Genomic DNA, 17,956 nt, shown 5'->3' on the forward strand with positions numbered 1-17,956 from the left:
TGTATCTAAATCCCTGTGTTTCAAGCTGTTTGGCCGTTTTACTAACACCGCTTGCCCACAATTTGCCCACGTGATTTCAAAAATTCATCGTATTGATTTACTGAGGTTTCTTCCATAGATTTTGTTACATGTAGATAAACATCTGCTGTCATGTTAATAGTGGAATGTCCTAGACGTTCAGAAACATATTTTATGTTTGCTCCACTTTGTAGCAGATGCACAGCATGTGTATGCCTGAATCCATGTAATGTTATATATTCGAATCCGCCTTTTTTGCATGCTTCTTTTAAAAATACTAACGTTGAAGCTCGTAATATGCAAGAGTTATCTTCATTGGTAAATACAAAATTATAATTCTGATAATATTTACCGTTTCTTAAGATGTTTTTAGCTTGCTCTATTTTCACTTGCTTTAAAAGCGATAATGTAGAATCATCTAGAGTAAGTATTCTGATACTACTTTTATTTTTAGGTGGGCCGAATTTTATAAGGTCATTTCTTTGAGTAGTTATTAATGTTTTGTTGATATAGATTTGTTTTTTATTAAATTCAATATCATCCCATTGTAAAGCTAAACACTCTCCAATTCGTAAGCCGGTCCGCGATAAAAACATAAACAGGGAATAGTATTTAAAAGTAGCTTGTTCATTCAAAACATAATCTAAGAATGACTTTAATTCATCTATGTCAAAACATTTAATTTCTGATCGTTTGTCGATTATATTATGTTCTTTGATACAAATTTTGTTTGTCGGATTTTTAGTGAGAATTTCAAGTTCATTAACTGCTATTTCTAATGCATTGTGCATTGTAGCGTTGATCAGTGATACAGTTTGCTTACTACGTGTTTTTAGAAGGGAATTTATGAATTTTTGATATTTCACACGAGTTAAATCTTTTAATTTTAGGTTACCAAATGTAGGTAATATGAACAATCGAATGTTTTTTCTGTAAATGATATACGTTCGTTCAGAAACCGTTCCTTTTTTATAAGTATCTAACCATTCATACATATAATCATTAAATGTTATATTATGGTTATTTACGTCGACGCCATTAGCAAATTTCTCTTCAATCTTAGCAGCAGCTAATTGAGCTTCCTTTTTTGTTTTAAAACCACCTTTGGATGTTTCTTTGTATTTCCCCATTTCTTTATACCTAATCCGATATTCCCATTTATCGTTACGTTTTCTAAAACTAGCCAATTTAATCTCTCCATTCTAGTTTGAGATAGAAAAAACATTCGTTTGCTCCGCTCCCATTGTTTTTTGATATTTGAGTAGTAATAAATCTTTTGGTATGCCGGTGTAACTGGAAATTTCGTCTAAGGTTTGAAAATCCTTTGTATACGCATACCAATCTTCATCTGGCATTAACAGTTCAATAGCAAATAAATTCGCTTGTCTTTCTAATTTATCAACAGTTAGAAAGGTATTAACACGTAAAAAAGGGGTATTGATATGCTTATGTATTTTACAATGCCCTAATTCGTGTGAACAAGTTGCGGTTTGATCATTCGTGTCTAAGTTTTTGTTAATGCAAATATATTGGTTTTTTCTATCGTATTTATAAAAACCCATGATGTGAGGATGTAGGTTGTTATAAAATACGTGTATCTGTAATCGTTCAGCTATTTCAAAAGGATCTGTTGTCTGGAACCTTTTTACTAGTTTTAGCGCTTCCTTTTTTTCGTAATACCCCAAAGAGACTCTCTCCTTTTGTTTATTTACTGGCTGTCTTTTCGATATTTTTTAGGGATGTACTTTTTATTCATTTTTTTTGTATGTTTTACAATGTATTCCATAGCATCCATCAAGGAATCAAGAGCTTCTTCGGAAAGTGGTTCGCCAGAAAACATTAATCCGTCGGTGCTTGTTAAATCGTTGCGTATGTCTTCCATTCTTTTGCCAATGTCTTTACGATCCTTTTCTGTAAAATCTTCTGTGTTCTTCGTGTTATCTGTCATCACTTGATTGGTGTGTCCGATTAGGTAATCGATTGATACACCGAAATAGTTGGCTACTTTTTGGACTTTATCTATGCCTGGTGTTTGGTTCGACCATTTTCTAATCTGCCCATTAGATAATTGAATGCGACGTTCTAATTCAGCGATGGTTATTTTTTGATTGCTGCATAATTTTTTTATTCTCTCCACAATATTCATAACATTCATCCTTACACGAATGAACAAAAAATATCCAATATAATATTTTTGTTGACTGATATCTTTTTGGATAATATAATATTGTTCATAAGCTTCGTATTTAGCTAGGAAAGCACGACAAAGAAGGCCAATAAACACACGTTTTGCAACGTATAAAGGCTATATATGTAGGGCTAGTTAGCTATGACTTTATAATAGCTTATTAGATATTGTGAAGTCAATATAAAACGTAAAAATTAGCTTATTATCCAAAATAGAAAGAGGAGTGAATGAAATGGATACATCTTTTGGTAAAAAAATTAAAATGTGGTTGATTCTCAATGAGATGAAACAAAAAGACTTAGCGGATATGCTACATATCTCAAGCGCTTATTTATCCGATATTCTTTTAGGAAAACGAGAAGGAAAGAAAGTAAGAGAGAAAATCATCAAATTATTAGAAAACAAGGAGGCTTCTTAATGGCAGCGACAGTCCAGGTCATCATTGATGATCAGTATTTACAAAAAGAAGTTGCTCGTCAAGTAAATGAACGTTTGGTAGAAATGGGGATTGGAACTTGGTGGGATATGAAAAGACTTCAATACGAGACAAGTAGAAGTTATGACTGGTTAATGGAATATGTAGTTGCTGATTCGCGTGTCCAAGTATTTGCAAAACAAAAAAATAACCGTTGGTTATTTAAAGCGAAGGAAATGAAAGTATTTCTTAATCAGTATTTTGATGAATTATAGGGGGGGCACGTTACTAAACAACGGTAAAAAGCAAAACAAATGTGAAACAATTCATATGCACTCACACAGTTAAAATCCAGAAGATTGGCTGATTTATAAGAAAGTAAATGAGGGGATATCAAATGGTCGAAAATGCAATGGCAATCGGGAACTGTCAGGATTCCTCGTTCAATAACGTGATGGATTATTGTCAAAGTTGTAGTAAAGAGATCTACTTTGGTGAAGAGTACCGAGATATGGATGGTGATTTCATACACGATGCTACAGATTGTATCAAACAATATGTAGCGTCACATTTTACAAAAAAGATTGCAGGCGTTGATAGAAGCAAATGAAATGAGTAAACAAAAAGAGGTGCTGCCGTTTTGAATGGTGGAATTGAAGAACTAGAAAAGTCACTAAGTGTGGAAAAACGAAGGTTAAGTGAACACAAAAGAGAGTTAGAAAGGCTAATAGAAAAGAAACCGATTGTAGAACAAAATATTTGGAACACAGAAAGTAAAATTTTTGATTTGGAAGCTTCTATTTTTGTTTTGAAAAGCATGGCGAAGGAGTGAATCAATTGGAAATCACAAACGGTGCTGCCATTACTAAAAGTAAAAAAGCAAAAATCATTATCTATTCAAAGCCAGGTAACGGTAAAACAACGGTTGCTGGATTGTTACCAGGTAAAACATTAGTCTTGGATATTGATGGGACAAGCCAAGTTTTAGAAGGATATGAAAATGTAGATGTAGCTAAAATTGCTGGTGAAAATCCACATGATAGCATCCTACAATTTTATGCATTAGCAAAAGCAAATATCGCTAAATACGATAACATCTTTGTTGATAATTTAACGCATTACCAAAAGTTATGGTTACTTAAAAAAGGTGAAAATACGAAGAGCGGTATGCCTGAATTAAAGGATTATGCTTTACTAGATAACCATCTTCTAAAATTAGTAGAAACATTTAATTCATTAGATGCAAATGTTATTTTCACAGCTTGGGAGACAACAAGAAATATCACCCATGATGATGGACAGCAATACACACAGATGATTCCAGATATAAGAGACAAAATAGTGAATCATATAATGGGAATTGTGCATGTAGTCGGTAGGTTGGTAATAAAAGCAGATGGTACACGGGGGGTTATGTTTGAAGGAAATGAATCCATATTCGCTAAAAACCACTTAAGTCAATCAAAAGGATGCTTACAGGAAGAATTACTTTCTTCATTAAAAGGTGATAAAGGTGCCTAAATATCATGATTTAAGCGGAAGAACATGTAGTAGATGGACTGTTTTATCTATAACTGGAGATAGAGCTAAAAACGGAGGGGTTTATTGGTTATGTAAATGTGAATGTGGAAAAATAAAAAAAGTAGTATCAGAAACACTAAAAAGAGGAACTTCGAAAAGTTGTGGTTGTTATAAAAATGAAGTAGCAAAAAAAGAAGTGATAGAAAGAAATTATAAACACGGATTCACAAACAAAGAAAGATTATACACGATATTGGCAGGAATGAAGCAAAGATGTTATTACAAAAATAGCATTAGTTATAAATATTACGGAGCTAGAGGGATACGGATATGTGAAGAATGGAAAACGGATTATTTATCTTTTAGAAAATGGGCCTTATCTAATGGATACGAAGACAACTTGACTATCGATCGCATAAATGTAAATGGTGATTATTCTCCAGAAAATTGCAGATGGGTAACTCCATTGGAACAAGCAAACAACAAAAGAAACACACTAAAAAACAAAAAATAAATAATGAAAGAGGTTGAATGAATATGACAGCATTCTTTAAATTCGATGAAACAAATGTAAATACAGGGTATGAATTAGTAGCGGAGGGTAAGTATGAAGCAGTCATTGTAAATGCGGAAGCTGGCAAAACACAAGCTGGTAAAGATAAATTATCAGTAGATTTCGAAATTCGTAGTGATGTATCACAAAATCATCAAGGAGCAAAAGTACTTTATAACATGTTTACATTCGAACATGAGGTTTCAGTAAGAATCGTTAACTCATTATTAAAAGCATGTGGATTTGGGAATAATCATGTTTTCACTTCGGCAGACGATATGGCAAGACAACTTATCAATAAAAATTTAAAAATCACTGTAAAACATGAAGGATATGAAAAGGTTGTTGATGGTCAAAAACAAAAACGTACGGCTGCTAAAGCTAAATACTATGATTTATCAGAAGTAAGTCCAGTAACAATTGGTCCTGCAGTCACAATTGGAGACGATTTACCATTCTAAATAAAACTTAATAGAGAGGTTGGTTTTAACCGACTTCTCTTTTTTATACCCTAAAACAGCGAAATGAGGTAGAAAAGTGGTTCAGGAAATATCTTTACAAAACGGAATGGTTGCACTTGTTGATGATGAAGATTTTAAAGGTCTGAATGAATTCGTTTGGAATGCATGCCGAAATGGAGTTCACGTAATCGATGTGCATAGACGTATTTCAAAAAAAAGAACAATTACATTAGGAAGACAAATCCTAAATTGTAAAAGTGATGAAGTGGTAGTGCGTATTAATTCGGATGAATTAGATTTTCGTAAATGTAATTTGAAAGTAGTTACAAAGAAAGTTGCAGTAAATTTAACTAAAAGAAGCAGAAGGAATTCATCATCAAAATATCGGGGTGTTTGTTGGAATAAACAAAATGAAAAATGGGTAGCTCGTTTAAGTAATAAGCATTTAGGTTTATTTGTTAACGAGGACGAAGCGGCGATAGTTTGGAATAAAGCTGCATTAAAATTGTGGGGAGAAGGTTGTTACCAAAATGTTATCGGAATTGATACACGAGATAAAAGTTTGGAATTAGAAAAAAACTTAGTAACACAACCAAGATCCTCTAAAAATAAAAAAGTGAATTTTAGGGGTGTTTCAGAGAACAAGAATGGATATTCCGCCAGGATAAAAAAGAATAAAAAACAGTATTATCTAGGAACGTTTAATACCGAGCAAGAAGCAGCTTTAGCGTATGATAAAAAATCTTATGAACTTTATGGTGAAAAAGCACTTCTTAATTTTTCGAAATCAAAAGATAAGTACAAGGAGAGTAATTGTGAAAAATGAAAATTATAACTTCAATGAAATACCTACGGAACTAAAAAAATTACCTCAGTGGGTGCTTTGGCGCAAAGAGAAGAGGAATGGAAAACCGACAAAGATTCCGTATCAAGTCAACGGCGAAATGGCACAGGCGAATAATCGCAGGACATGGAGCACTTTTGCAACTGCAGTCAAATTTTATATAGAAGGTGACTACGACGGTATCGGGTTTGTTTTTAGCAGACAGGATAATTACGTGGGAATTGACTTGGATAAATGTGTTGTGGACGGAAAAACAAATGCATTCTCAACAGAAATTATCGATACATTAGATAGCTACACAGAATTTTCTCCATCAATGAAAGGCATCCACATCATCATCAAAGGTAGCCTTCCACAATCTGTTTTAAGTACTGGTCGAAAAAATACAAAACACGGTTTAGAAATTTACTCATACGGACGATTCTTCACATTCACTGGAAATCGAGAAAATTCTAATAATGTGTATGATCGTACGGATGAATTAGCAGAAGTGTTTGAACAGTATTTCGATGATAGTGACATACAAGGTCGCGTGAATTTAGCAGAATTTGAAAAAGATGAAATCAAAATTTCAAATGATGCTTTATGGGAGAAAATGTTCCGTAGTAAAAATGGCGATGAAATTCGCTCATTATACAATGGAAGCCTAATTAATAAAGATCATTCGGCAAGTGACCTTTCTCTATGTAACCATTTAGCATTTTGGACAGGGAAATCAGCAACACGAATGGATTCCATGTTTCGTGAGACGAGCTTAATACGTGATAAATGGGACGTTATCCATTTCAGAGATACAAACGAAACATATGGGGAAAGAACGATAGCAACGGCTATTTCATCTACTTCTTCCACAATTCTAGATTATAAGCAACCATTCGATGAATTTTCATTTGATTTTATAAGTGAAGATGTAGCTGAAGTTGTGGAAGACAAACCAAAAAGGAAATTTAAACTAACGGAACTTGGAAATGCGGAACGTATTGCTTATGAATACGGCCACGTAATTAAATTCGTTCATGATATCGGTTGGTATATATGGGATGGAAAACGATGGAGAGTGGATACGAAGAAAGAAATTGAAAGAATTACAGCAAAAGTTCTCCGTAGTCTTTCTAAATCAGAAGATGAATCAGAAATAAAATGGGCACGTATGTGTGAGCGTAGAAATGTAAGAATGAATAGTATCAAAGATCTTATGCCATTGGTCCCAGGAGCGCGTGAAGATTTTGATAGCCATAAATATTTATTCAATGTTGCAAATGGAATGGTAGACTTACAGACGGGTCAGCTTCGTCCACATAATCGGGAGGTATATCTATCAAAAATCACCAATGTTACATTTGATGAGCAAGCAAAATGCCCAGAGTGGCAGAAGTTTTTAGAACAAATTTTCCAAGGAAATCAAGAGTTGACGGATTATATGCAACGACTAATTGGTTATTCTCTTACTGGAGAAATTACAGAGCAAATCATGGTCTTCTTAATCGGTGGAGGTTCCAACGGAAAATCAACTTTTATCAATATCATTAAGGACCTTATGGGTGATTATGGAAGACAAGCGAAGTCCGATACTTTTATCAAGAAGAAAGAAACAGGAGCGAATAATGATATTGCTAGGTTGGCTGGGGCCCGGTTTGTATCCGCCATCGAAAGTGAAGATGGGGAGCAACTCTCAGAGACCTTTGTCAAGCAAATAACAGGTGGTGAGCCTGTATTAGCAAGGTTCTTAAGACAAGAGTTTTTCGAGTTCATACCTGAATTTAAAGTTTTCTTCACTACAAATCATAAGCCGGTTATAAAAGGTGTGGATGAAGGGATTTGGAGACGTATTCGTTTGATTCCATTCAATCTACAGCTACCTAAAGAAAAACGTGATAAGAAATTGCCAGAGAAAACTTAGCTTGGAAATGCCGGGTATTCTGAACTGGGCGATTGAAGGTTGTCTGAAGTGGCAGCAGTCAGGATTAAGCGATCCAGCGATTGTTAGGAAAGCAACAGGTGATTATAAAGAGGAAATGGATATTCTTGGTACGTTCATGTTCGAATGTTGTTTCAAAAGAGAAGATTATCAGATTGAAGCAAAAGAATTGTACGAAGTTTACGCTAATTGGTGTTTCAGAAATGGTGAGCATCAATTGAAAAACAGGGCGTTTTATCGAATTTTAGAAACGCAAGGTTTCAAGAGAGAACGTGGCAACCGAAATAAGTATTACATCAAAGGTGTTACTTTAGCAGACCGAAAAAATACTTTTAAGCAGTCAGAGTTACTGAAAAACGATGAAAATAGCGAAAGTGTTACTAAAAGTAACACATTTAAAATCTCTTAAAACCCTTATGTACCAATGGTTCAAGGTGCTTTTTATACTCTTTTTGTTACTTTTGTTACTAAGTACAACCATAAACAAAAAATAAATATATATATATTCTTTATTAGGAGCGCTAAAGGTCTCATACGGTAACATGGGTAACAAAATTCTCGAATCCCTTGGGGCTGTAAGGCTCGTGTTGATTTCAAAAAGTAACACATCGCTTATTTTAGGTGTTTTTCAGTAACACTTTAAAATAACTTTTGATAACAAGAATGGATGAATGAAAATGTTTGAAAAATTTATTGAGGAAAATATTGAACGAGATAGTAAGAGTTTTGAGCTATTAGAAAACTTATATAAGCGTTATTTAATATATTGCAAAGCTCATAATTTGAAACCTATTGGTAGGAATGGATTTACTTATAGATTTACTAAAAATCGAATTGGAGTATTGCATAAATCAAAAGGTAAATCAGCTAGGTGGGGAGTGAGATTACTTCCATGCAAGTATTAGAAATTATAAGTTTAATTTGGAAATCGGGTGCAAATATCTATCTTGATCCAAGTGATGGACGAATCGGAATAAAACGACAGAACTTAATTCCTGTGGAAGTAATGCAAGCTGCGGAGAAAAATTTCAATGGTATTGATACTTGGTTTAAGTCCTGGAAGGATGCAAACAACGAAAAGATTACAATCTTGAAGATTTTTTATGAATTTTCTGGTTGGAAACATACCCGAAAGTTACATGATTGGTTGCTTGCTGATACAGATTCATTACAAATGTTCTATGACTGGACGATTGTGCTTGCGAAGAATGGATGGACAGACGTGTATGAAGATTATCGACCATTTGAAAATGATGAATCGAATGCGATGGCAAGGAAGATATATGAACGTGCAGTTATGCATGCGAAGAAAGGAGTAGGAGCATGATCAGTTATCGTTATACCGATACGGAAATAAATAACATTCTTAAAACACTCACCATCGTGATGGATACGAGAGAGAAAGATAATACTCATATTCGAGATTATTTACATCAAAAGGGAATATCGATAAAAAATCAAAAATTAGATACTGGCGATTACGGCTGTATGATACCGAAAAATGAAGAGCTGGGCATATTTCGTGATATCTATTTAGATAGCCGAGTAGAACGGAAAGCCCATATGGATGAAATCACAGGAAATTTACAAAAAAATACGCAAACAGCATTTGAGAATGAATTAATTCGATCAAAAGAGATTCCCTTCACCTTAATTGTGGAGGACCTACATGGATATGAGAAGATGTTGCAAGGGAAGTATCATTCCAAATACAATCCACTAGCGTTACTGGGAAGGCTAAATACATTTAAAGCAAAATACGGTTTTGAAATCGTGTATTTGGATAAGAAATTCAGTGGGAATTGGATTTATCATCATTTTTATTATCAAGCGAAACATTACTTTAAATTGGGGGCTTTTTAGGAGATAAAAAAGAGGACTCTTATATGAGAGCCCTGAGAGGAAATTAGGTGAATCGCAAATTCAAAAAATTGGCGTATGAATAGTATATCCAAAGTATAAAAATATATACAACAAAGCAGCTAGCAAATGCTAACTGCCCAGTTGATAAGAGAAATTTCGTTAAATCAGGTCTCAGTTTTCAATAGATTCAGCTATTCACCAGCTTATGGATAGTATGAGCAGAAATTAGAATTTTATGCAGGAAGGAAAACATGAAAGCATATAGCAGGCTAGGTACATCATGTATACGAGTATAAAGTGAAACAAAAGTATGTTTTGAAGAAAAAAGACTGACAGAAACCTAGGAAATCGGGGGTTGAATTCTTTCTGAATACCATAGGTATCTAGAAGGGTAAAGTATCTGTAAATGGATGCTAAGTATGTTTAATGAGTTTTGAGAATGCAAGGTGTGTTTTTGAAGGGCTTATCTGTAACCTACCTTGTCATCATGAAAAATAGAGAAATTTGAGGAGTCCACACCATGAATGCAAAAGAAATAAGAATGTATATATTAGATTTGCAAGACAAGCATTGCGCAACGTGTGAATATCGGGCAAATCAGTCTCCGAAGTATTGTTTGAAGAATTGTAAGGTTGGAGAAGAATTGTATAGATTAGGAAAAAAATTAGCTCCTTGTGTAGGACAAGTCAGAGAAAATCCGAAACGGAAAAATTGGGAAGAATTGATGCCGAAAATTTTAGAAATGTTACAAAGAGAACTACCGATGTATGTAATTGCTATAGAAGTAAACTGTGAAGTGAACACGTTGCAGAAGCAACTCAAAAAAATGGGATTATGGCAGTCAACAAGCAGAAAACAAATACAAGAAAATGCTCATAAAAGATGGGATGAACGATGTAAACAAGCTGTCATGTTCGTGAAAAAGGACTTACTTATCAAGCAATCTGTCAGCAATTAGGGTGTAGTCGGAACAGTTTGTATCATCACCTTAAAAAAAGAGGGCTAAAGTAAACATGAAACCGATGTGTGTATAGAATTACAAAATTATAAAAGTGTAGATGTGGTGAGGTAGAAATAACAGGAACGAGAGTAGGTGTATCGTCATTGTTCAATTGGCTGAAAGAATATCAAAGGTTAGAAGAGGAGATTGCCTATTTAGAATATAATCTAGATAAAACAAAAACAGAATTAAAACGCTGGATTCATGGTGATTTACAAGACGTCCGTTTAACTGCTGAATCGGAAGGTGCAAAGGTAGAAGAACGTATTGAAGCAATTGAATATGAGTTAGCACATAAGATGAATGATATGTACAAACTGAAAAAATTAATTAGTAGGTTTAGCGGGTTGGATAATAAAATACTTAAAATGAAATATGTGGATGGTATGACGTTGGAACAAATAGCTGAAGAAATTAGTTATAGCTCTAGCCATATTAAAAAGAAACATGCTGAAATAGTTCGTTTGATTAAATTCGTAGAGCGCGAAGGTATCATTTAGATTCACTCCTAAAGTGAATCGAAACTCTTGAAAATATCGATTATAGTAATAACATAAGAAATTGACGAAAGGGTAACTGGTGCACGGTTGCTCTTTTATTATACAAAAATTATATAGGTGTTGTAGAGATGCCTTTAACGTTGCATAGTGGAGATTTGAATAAGTTGGCAAGAGATACTTCACAGGACAGTATCAATTTCATGGTGGGTGACAAAAGATTATATCTTTGAAAAGGAGAGTGCAAGTAAATGATTATTGAAAATAGAAAAACAATATCGGGTATAGAGTATTGGGATAACAAAGAAAAACGAAGTCTATTTGTACCAACTGGTGAAGAACAAGGATTCGAAGTAACTGTTAATCCAGAGAGTATGATCATTAAGCATGCTGATAATAAAGTAATTGGTGTGGAAGTAATTGATGCCAATACTGAAATTAACTTGAATGATATGAATGCTGAACAGTTACTATCCTTTGCTAAAGATAATGGCATCGATGTACCAGGCAAGTTAAAGAAAGAAGAAACAATTCGTAACTATGTCGTTGAGCAATTAACGAATGATACTGAATGAAATATTGTGACTTCAATGGCTGCCATAACAAGATAAGCAAAGGGCGTTACTGCGAAGAACATAAGCGTAACAAGCCGAGGAAGAAGAAGGATAAGAAGAACATCTACCATCATGAGAACAAACCATTCTATCGTACGGATGCATGGAAGCTTGTCAGGTCTCAAGTTTACGAAAGAGAGAATGGTTGCTGTCAACGATGTGGAAGGTTCGTCTTTGGTCGAAGTGCTCATGTTCACCACGTAATACCAATCAAAAAAGATCCAACTCTTAAATTAGAAGAGGATAACCTCAGATTACTTTGTCCAGTTTGTCATACAATCGAAGAAAATGAAGATAAACCGAAAAAAGTTTTTCCGAGTTATTTTGGAAGCCCCCCTATCAAAAATTAAAATTTCCTCTTTGGGGAGGATAGGTAGCTTGGGGGGCATATTAATAGTTGCGCCATTTTTTTAAAATGAAGGGGGGTGTGAAAATGGCTCGCATGTCAAAGAAGAAAAAGTTGGAAATGCTAGATGTTGCAAGGGATGAAGAACGAAATAGAATCATAAAATTATTGACTGAAGATGACAATTTCACACCTTCCTTAGAACCATTAATTGATAATTATTTAGATGCTTTTATCATTTATAAAACGATGTTTGAAGAATGGAAAGCTGATGGTTTTGCTCCTACAAAAACGCATAAAAACAAGGCTGGAGCAGTAAATGAAATGAAACATCCGCTCGCTCAACAAGTTGAAACTTGGAATGATAAGAAGAATAAAATGTTAGAAGCTCTCGGAATGACGAATAAGGGGAAAAGTTTACAAAAAACACCAAGAAACAATGAAAATATGCAATCTAATGAACCAAAAGATGAATTAGCAGTTCATCGAGCCAAATGGCGGAAATCTACATGATGATTAAACTAGGCGTGAACTATGCGGATCAGTATGCAAGTCACGTCATGGAGCATAAAAAGAAATACCCGAAATCGATCATTCTTGCGGTAGAGCGATATAAGAAGTGGAAAAAAAGAAAAGATATTTGGTTTGAAGTAGATCGAGCAAATGAAATGTTAGATTTCGTTCAATCTTTCATCCGCCATGTGAAAGGACCACTGGCCGGTCAATTGATGGAATTAGAATTGTGGGAAATGTTTGTCTTTGCTAATATGTATGGTTGGTATCGTAAAAATGAAAAAGGGAAAGATGTCCGTGTTGTTCGAGAGGCCTATGTGCAAGTGCCAAAAAAGAATGGGAAAACAATTATTGCCGCAGGTGCACTGCTCTATGCGATGTATGGAGAACTGGAACTGGGAGCGGATTGTTATTGTGCAGCATCTGATTATGAACAAGCACAAAATGCAGCGGAACCTATTGCGCAAGCAATAGAAAACTCGGAACCGTTGGCACGACATACACAGGTGTATAAAGGAATCAATGGTACAGTGAGTGGTGCCATGTACCGATATCATAAAAATGGTATTGCTTATCAGAATAAATTTAAGGTATTAACGAAAAACACGAAGGGTCTTGAGGGAAAGAACCCTTATTTTGTATTGAACGATGAATTACATGCACAAGAAAACATGGACATGTACGATAATTTAAAATCTGCCCAGGTATCTCGTGAACAGCCCATGATGCTGAATATTTCAACGGCAGGTAAAGGCTCATCGAGCGTCGGAATGCGTGTATATAAACTTGCAAAAGAAGCGTTGGAAAAAGATAATGATGATCCTTTATTTGTTGCAATTTGGGAGCCAAACAAAGGGTATGACTGGACGGATAGAACAGTATGGAAGATGGTGAATCCGAATATTGGTGTTTCTGTTACGATGGAGCAACTCGAGAATGAGTATAAAAAAGCGCAACAATCCGCACATTCAAAAGCGGAATTTCTTTCCAAGCATCTAAATGTCTTTGTAAATAGTGCAGACAATTATTTTGAACATGATCAAGTTCAACATGTGCTTGTGGAAGATTTGGATGATCTCACAGGAGAAATATGTTATGTAGGATTGGATTTATCGAAAACAACGGATTTAACTTGTGTAAGTTTGAATTTTCCTACTCATGATAAGGAAGGCAATTCAATTTTAAAAGTGAAACAAATGTACTTTATTCCCACTGATAATATTGAATTTAGAGAAAAAGAAGATAATGTTCCCTATACCGATATGGTTGAACGTGGTTTCGTTACATTTTGTGATGGCAAGATGATAAACCAAGACCAGGTTATGGACTACATTGTGGAATGTATGAATGTATATGACGTACGACAAATAAACTATGATCCAGCAATGTCACAAAAATTAATTGAAAAACTTGAGAACATGGGTCTTGAATGTATTGCTGTAAATCAATTCCCTAATGTTATGAATGCGATGATTGATGATTCAGAAATACTAATTTATGAAAAGCGTTTAATTACAGACAATCCTTTATTTGTTTATTGCGCCCTTAATGTTGTAGTAGTAACGAATATTAACGGAATGAAAGCCCCAAGTAAGCGACAGTCCAAAAAGAAGATTGATGGATTTGTGGCTTTTTTAGTTGCTCATAAAGAAACAATGATGGTTATGGATAGCATAACTGAAGAAGGTATGGATGAATTGATTGGTGATATTTATCGATAGAGAGGCGGTGAAAAATTGGGTTTAAGGGATAGATTTTCAAATTACTTATTTAAAAAGGCTGAAAAGCGTGGTTATCTTGATGATGTTTTAGGAAAGAGTATTCGTTATGGTGGTGTGTATGTTACAGATTCAAACATCTTACAATCTAGCGATGTTTACGAGTTGTTACAAGATATCAGTAATCAAATGGTATTGGCTGATATCGTTGTGGAAGATGAATTCGGGAATGAAACTAAAGATGATATTGCACTTCGTATTTTAAAGAATCCGAATGATTATCTTACACAATCTGAATTCATTAAATTAATGACGAATACTTATTTACTCGAGGGAGAAACGTTCCCTGTATTAAATGGTGCTCAAATACATGTAGCTTCAAATGTATTTACAGAGTTAGATGATAATTTAGTAGAGCATTTTAATATTGGTGGTCACGAAATTCCTCCGTTTATGATTCGTCATGTGAAAAATATTGGCGCAGATCATTTAAGAGGAAAAGGCCTTCTTGATTTGGGAAGAGATACACTTGAGGGTGTTATGTCAGCCGAGAAAACTTTAACTGACAAATATAAAAAGGGTGGACTATTAGCATTCTTGTTACATTTAGATGCCCATATCAATCCACAGAATGGAGCGCAGTCAAAATTAATCAATGCCATTTTAGATCAACTGGAATCAATCGATGAAGCAAGGTCTGTAAAAATGATTCCTCTTGGAAAAGGGTATTAATAGACACACTTAAAAGCCCGTTAGACGACGAAAAGACCCTAGCATACCTAAATGTATATAAAAAAGATTTAGGTAAGTATTTAGGCATAAATGTGGATACATACACAGAGCTAATCAAAGAAGATATTGAGAAAGCAATGATGTATATCCACAACAAGGCAGTTAGACCAATAATGAAAAATTTTGAAGACCATTTGAGTCTTCTTTTTTATGGTCAAAATTCGGGGAAACGAATTAAATTCAAGATTAATATTCTTGATTTTGTTACGTATAGCAACAAAACGAATATTGGTTACAACCTTGTGCGTACAGCTATTACTTCACCTGATAATGTCGCTGATATGCTTGGATTCCCTAAACAAAATACAAAGGAATCACAAGCTATTTATATTTCAAATGATGTAACTGAAATCGGTAAGAAAGAAGCGAACGATGGTTCATTGGGAGGAGGTGAAGAGAATGAAAATTGAGGTCCGAGGGAATCAAGTCATACTTGATGGTTATGTGAATGTTGTGGACAGAGAAAGTCGCATGTTGCCTTCTCCAAGGGGATATTTCAAAGAGAGAATTGTTCCTAAAACATTTGAAAGGGCATTAAAGAAAGCAAAGAATGTGGATTTACTTTTTAACCACGATAAAAATAGAAAGCTTGGCTCTATTGAAAACGGAAATCTGGAATTATATGAAGACAATATTGGTTTAAGAGCCATTGCTACGGTTACAGATGAACAAGTGATTAAGAAGGCAAGGAATAAAGAATTACGTGGTTGGTCATTTGGTTTTGTTTCTGAAAAAGATTCATGGGAAGAAGGTGAATCTGGTGTTCAAAAACGATCTATTGAAGAATTAGAGCTTTTAGAAGTTTCTATTTTGGACATGACGCCAGCTTATGTTGCAACTTCTATTGAAACTAGGGGCGAAAATACTGCCGTGATTGAAATGAGAAGTGAAGAAGCAGCTATAAAAACAGTTGTGGAAGATGATACAGAGGAAAGAAACAACATTATTAAACAAATAAAAAAAGTCCTGGAGGAAAATTAAAATGAACTTAAAAGAAATCTTAAAAGCATCTCAAGCACGAAATAAAGCTCGATTAGCAGAATTACAAGGAAAAGTAGAAAAAAATGAAGTTCGTTCGGAAGAATTAGCAGCAGTTAAGGCTGAAGTGGAAGCATTAACAGAAGAAGCGAAAACTCTTGCTGATGAATTAGCAAAATTAGAAGCAGACGAAAAGGAAGAAGATCCAGACAAAAAGAAAGATGACGATCCAGATAAAAAAGAAGATCCAGAAGTAAAAGAAGATCCAAATCAAACAAATGAAATTCCAAAAGAAGAACGTTCTGAAATCATGGCAGCTATTGCAACAGGTCTTTCTACTAAAGGTCATAAATCTACTAAAAACAAAGAAAAGGAAACTCGTTCAGCCTTTGCTAATTATATTGTGGGTAATATTGATGAAAGAGAAGCTCGTGCATTAGGATTAGTTACTGGAAATGGTTCTGTTACGATTCCAGATTTCTTAAGTAAAGAAATTATTACGTATGCTCAAGAAGAAAACTTCTTACGCCGATTAGGGACAGGGGTAAAAACAAAAGAGAACATTAAGTACCCTGTTTTAGTTAAAAAGGCAGAAGCTCAGGGTCATAAAAACGAGCGAACAAATAACGAAATTCCGGAAACGGATATTGAATTTGATGAAATCGAATTATCACCAACGGAGTTCGATGCACTTGCAACTGTAACGAAAAAATTATTAGCGCGTACAGGTTTACCAATTGAACAAATTGTTATGGACGAGTTGAAAAAAGCTTATGTTCGTAAGGAAACGCAATATATGGTGAATGGTGATGAAGCGAATAACATCAATGATGGTGCATTAGCAAAGAAAGCTGTCGAGTTTAAAACTGATGAAAAGAATCTTTATGATGCATTAGTGAAAATGAAAAATACACCTGTTAAAGAAGTACGTAAAAAAGCACGATGGGTATTAAATACAGCAGCACTAACAAAAATTGAAACAATGAAAACTGATGATGGTTTCCCATTACTTCGTCCATTTAATCAAGCAGAGGGCGGCATTGGTTATACATTGTTAGGCTTCCCTGTTGAGGAAGAAGATGCAATTGATATTCCTGATTCACCAGATACACCAGTACTCTATTTCGGTGACTTCTCTAAGTTCTATATTCAAGATGTCATTGGATCATTAGAAGTACAAAAATTAGTTGAGTTATTCTCGCGTACAAACCGAGTAGGTTTCCGCATCTGGAACTTACTAGATGCTCAATTAATTTATTCTCCATTTGAAGTACCAGTTTATAAGTACGTCTTGCAGGATGGTACGCCGACGAAACCCTGATGAACCGCTTCCGATTGGAGAAGCGGTAATTGAGAAGAGTTTGATACTTTCATAGGGGGGATGACAAAATGGGAAAAACAAAAGAAGAATTAAAAATGTTATTTGTGACGGGATATAAGCCGACGCAACAAGATTTTACAGATTTAATTGATGTAGCAGGAGTCCAAGGGCCTAAAGGAGATAAAGGCGAAACGGGAAGCCCAGGTCTGAAAGGAGACAAAGGTGATACTGGTGCGAAAGGCGCTGATGGAAAAAATGGAACGAACGGTGCCAATGGTGTTGGTGTGAAATCTATTTCTTTAACTGTTGATGGTGCTGGAAAATTAACAGGTGGAACATGGATTGGAACGGATGATAAATCGAATGCTATTGCTATAAATAACTAGTGTGGGCGCT

The 17,956-nt window shown here is 34.7% G+C and carries 24 protein-coding genes and 2 pseudogenes; 23 read left to right on the forward strand and 3 right to left on the reverse strand.

Annotated features, from left to right (window positions below):
- Window positions 1-41: 41 nt before the first annotated feature.
- The 3 genes from MHI28_RS30225 to MHI28_RS30235 are packed head-to-tail and all read right to left on the reverse strand — an operon-like array spanning window position 42 to window position 2,164.
- Window positions 42-1,205 carry a site-specific integrase gene (locus MHI28_RS30225; RefSeq protein WP_340828422.1) on the reverse strand — a complete coding sequence of 388 codons (1,164 nt, stop codon included), beginning with the start codon at window positions 1,203-1,205 and terminating at the stop codon, window positions 42-44.
- Window positions 1,206-1,220: 15 nt separating this feature from the next.
- A complete protein-coding gene (locus MHI28_RS30230) occupies window positions 1,221-1,703 on the reverse strand; it encodes an ImmA/IrrE family metallo-endopeptidase (RefSeq protein WP_340828423.1) in 483 nt (160 codons plus the stop codon).
- Between the two features lie 23 nt (window positions 1,704-1,726).
- A complete protein-coding gene (locus tag MHI28_RS30235; protein WP_197234285.1) occupies window positions 1,727-2,164 on the reverse strand; it encodes a helix-turn-helix domain-containing protein in 438 nt (145 codons plus the stop codon).
- 274 nt (window positions 2,165-2,438) lie between these two features.
- On the opposite strand from MHI28_RS30235, the gene MHI28_RS30240 reads away from it, so the two are divergent.
- The 23 genes and pseudogenes from MHI28_RS30240 (at window position 2,439) to MHI28_RS30350 (ending at window position 17,946) form a co-directional block, all read left to right on the forward strand.
- Window positions 2,439-2,624 (forward strand): helix-turn-helix transcriptional regulator, encoded by a 186-nt coding sequence (locus MHI28_RS30240; protein WP_340828424.1) that lies wholly within the window; start codon window positions 2,439-2,441, stop codon window positions 2,622-2,624.
- Window positions 2,624-2,896 (forward strand): DUF771 domain-containing protein, encoded by a 273-nt coding sequence (locus MHI28_RS30245; protein ID WP_197234289.1) that lies wholly within the window; start codon window positions 2,624-2,626, stop codon window positions 2,894-2,896. Before MHI28_RS30240 ends, MHI28_RS30245 begins: the two co-directional genes overlap by 1 nt.
- Before the next feature lie 122 nt (window positions 2,897-3,018).
- Window positions 3,019-3,231 (forward strand): hypothetical protein, encoded by a 213-nt coding sequence (locus MHI28_RS30250; protein WP_340828425.1) that lies wholly within the window; start codon window positions 3,019-3,021, stop codon window positions 3,229-3,231.
- A 30-nt stretch (window positions 3,232-3,261) separates the two neighbouring features.
- Window positions 3,262-3,453 carry a hypothetical protein gene (locus tag MHI28_RS30255; protein ID WP_065485851.1) on the forward strand — a complete coding sequence of 64 codons (192 nt, stop codon included), beginning with the start codon at window positions 3,262-3,264 and terminating at the stop codon, window positions 3,451-3,453.
- A gap of 5 nt (window positions 3,454-3,458) precedes the next feature.
- Window positions 3,459-4,142 carry an AAA family ATPase gene (locus tag MHI28_RS30260; RefSeq protein WP_340828426.1) on the forward strand — a complete coding sequence of 228 codons (684 nt, stop codon included), beginning with the start codon at window positions 3,459-3,461 and terminating at the stop codon, window positions 4,140-4,142.
- Entirely contained in the window at window positions 4,135-4,656 is a 522-nt protein-coding gene (locus tag MHI28_RS30265) for a hypothetical protein (RefSeq protein ID WP_340828427.1), read from the forward strand. The genes MHI28_RS30260 and MHI28_RS30265 overlap by 8 nt, the downstream gene beginning before the upstream one ends.
- A 17-nt stretch (window positions 4,657-4,673) precedes the next feature.
- Window positions 4,674-5,156 (forward strand): DUF669 domain-containing protein, encoded by a 483-nt coding sequence (locus MHI28_RS30270; protein WP_340828428.1) that lies wholly within the window; start codon window positions 4,674-4,676, stop codon window positions 5,154-5,156.
- Window positions 5,157-5,232: 76 nt separating this feature from the next.
- Window positions 5,233-5,982, forward strand: a complete 750-nt coding sequence (locus MHI28_RS30275) for an AP2/ERF family transcription factor (RefSeq protein WP_340828429.1) — start codon at window positions 5,233-5,235, stop codon at window positions 5,980-5,982.
- Window positions 5,972-8,327 (forward strand): annotated as a pseudogene (locus MHI28_RS30280) (phage/plasmid primase, P4 family). Before MHI28_RS30275 ends, MHI28_RS30280 begins: the two are co-directional and overlap by 11 nt.
- Window positions 8,328-8,595: 268 nt before the next feature.
- On the forward strand, window positions 8,596-8,823 hold the full coding sequence (locus tag MHI28_RS30285) for a hypothetical protein (RefSeq protein ID WP_033692981.1): 228 nt from the start codon (window positions 8,596-8,598) through the stop codon (window positions 8,821-8,823).
- Window positions 8,811-9,245: a hypothetical protein gene (locus MHI28_RS30290; RefSeq protein ID WP_340828043.1), complete on the forward strand. Its 435-nt coding sequence runs from the start codon at window positions 8,811-8,813 to the stop codon at window positions 9,243-9,245. Before MHI28_RS30285 ends, MHI28_RS30290 begins: the two co-directional genes overlap by 13 nt.
- Window positions 9,242-9,781: an ERCC4 domain-containing protein gene (locus tag MHI28_RS30295; protein WP_340828042.1), complete on the forward strand. Its 540-nt coding sequence runs from the start codon at window positions 9,242-9,244 to the stop codon at window positions 9,779-9,781. Before MHI28_RS30290 ends, MHI28_RS30295 begins: the two co-directional genes overlap by 4 nt.
- 520 nt (window positions 9,782-10,301) lie before the next feature.
- A complete protein-coding gene (locus MHI28_RS30300) occupies window positions 10,302-10,739 on the forward strand; it encodes a zinc-finger domain-containing protein (RefSeq protein WP_340828005.1) in 438 nt (145 codons plus the stop codon).
- Window positions 10,724-10,792 carry a hypothetical protein gene (locus MHI28_RS30305; RefSeq protein ID WP_254849831.1) on the forward strand — a complete coding sequence of 23 codons (69 nt, stop codon included), beginning with the start codon at window positions 10,724-10,726 and terminating at the stop codon, window positions 10,790-10,792. Before MHI28_RS30300 ends, MHI28_RS30305 begins: the two co-directional genes overlap by 16 nt.
- Before the next feature lie 93 nt (window positions 10,793-10,885).
- Window positions 10,886-11,281: a hypothetical protein gene (locus tag MHI28_RS30310; RefSeq protein ID WP_078188183.1), complete on the forward strand. Its 396-nt coding sequence runs from the start codon at window positions 10,886-10,888 to the stop codon at window positions 11,279-11,281.
- A gap of 248 nt (window positions 11,282-11,529) precedes the next feature.
- Window positions 11,530-11,853 carry a hypothetical protein gene (locus MHI28_RS30315; protein WP_078188182.1) on the forward strand — a complete coding sequence of 108 codons (324 nt, stop codon included), beginning with the start codon at window positions 11,530-11,532 and terminating at the stop codon, window positions 11,851-11,853.
- Window positions 11,850-12,242, forward strand: a complete 393-nt coding sequence (locus tag MHI28_RS30320; protein ID WP_078188181.1) for an HNH endonuclease — start codon at window positions 11,850-11,852, stop codon at window positions 12,240-12,242. Before MHI28_RS30315 ends, MHI28_RS30320 begins: the two co-directional genes overlap by 4 nt.
- A gap of 83 nt (window positions 12,243-12,325) precedes the next feature.
- Window positions 12,326-12,751, forward strand: coding sequence for a P27 family phage terminase small subunit (locus MHI28_RS30325; protein WP_340828041.1), 426 nt, complete (start codon window positions 12,326-12,328; stop codon window positions 12,749-12,751).
- Window positions 12,748-14,472, forward strand: coding sequence for a terminase large subunit (locus tag MHI28_RS30330; RefSeq protein ID WP_340828040.1), 1,725 nt, complete (start codon window positions 12,748-12,750; stop codon window positions 14,470-14,472). Before MHI28_RS30325 ends, MHI28_RS30330 begins: the two co-directional genes overlap by 4 nt.
- 15 nt (window positions 14,473-14,487) lie before the next feature.
- Window positions 14,488-15,671, forward strand: a pseudogene (locus MHI28_RS30335) (phage portal protein).
- Window positions 15,661-16,242 carry an HK97 family phage prohead protease gene (locus MHI28_RS30340; RefSeq protein WP_139362598.1) on the forward strand — a complete coding sequence of 194 codons (582 nt, stop codon included), beginning with the start codon at window positions 15,661-15,663 and terminating at the stop codon, window positions 16,240-16,242. The pseudogene MHI28_RS30335 and the gene MHI28_RS30340 overlap by 11 nt, the downstream one beginning before the upstream one ends.
- 1 nt (window position 16,243) lies before the next feature.
- Complete coding sequence (locus MHI28_RS30345) at window positions 16,244-17,560, forward strand: phage major capsid protein (protein WP_340828430.1); 1,317 nt, start codon at window positions 16,244-16,246, stop codon at window positions 17,558-17,560.
- A gap of 68 nt (window positions 17,561-17,628) precedes the next feature.
- The gene (locus MHI28_RS30350) at window positions 17,629-17,946 is read left to right on the forward strand and encodes a collagen-like triple helix repeat-containing protein (RefSeq protein ID WP_340828038.1); all 318 of its coding nucleotides are present in this window, start codon (window positions 17,629-17,631) and stop codon (window positions 17,944-17,946) included.
- Window positions 17,947-17,956: the final 10 nt, after the last annotated feature.

The organism is Bacillus sp. FSL K6-0268 (assembly GCF_038005425.1).
Classification (GTDB): domain Bacteria; phylum Bacillota; class Bacilli; order Bacillales; family Bacillaceae_G; genus Bacillus_A; species Bacillus_A thuringiensis_S.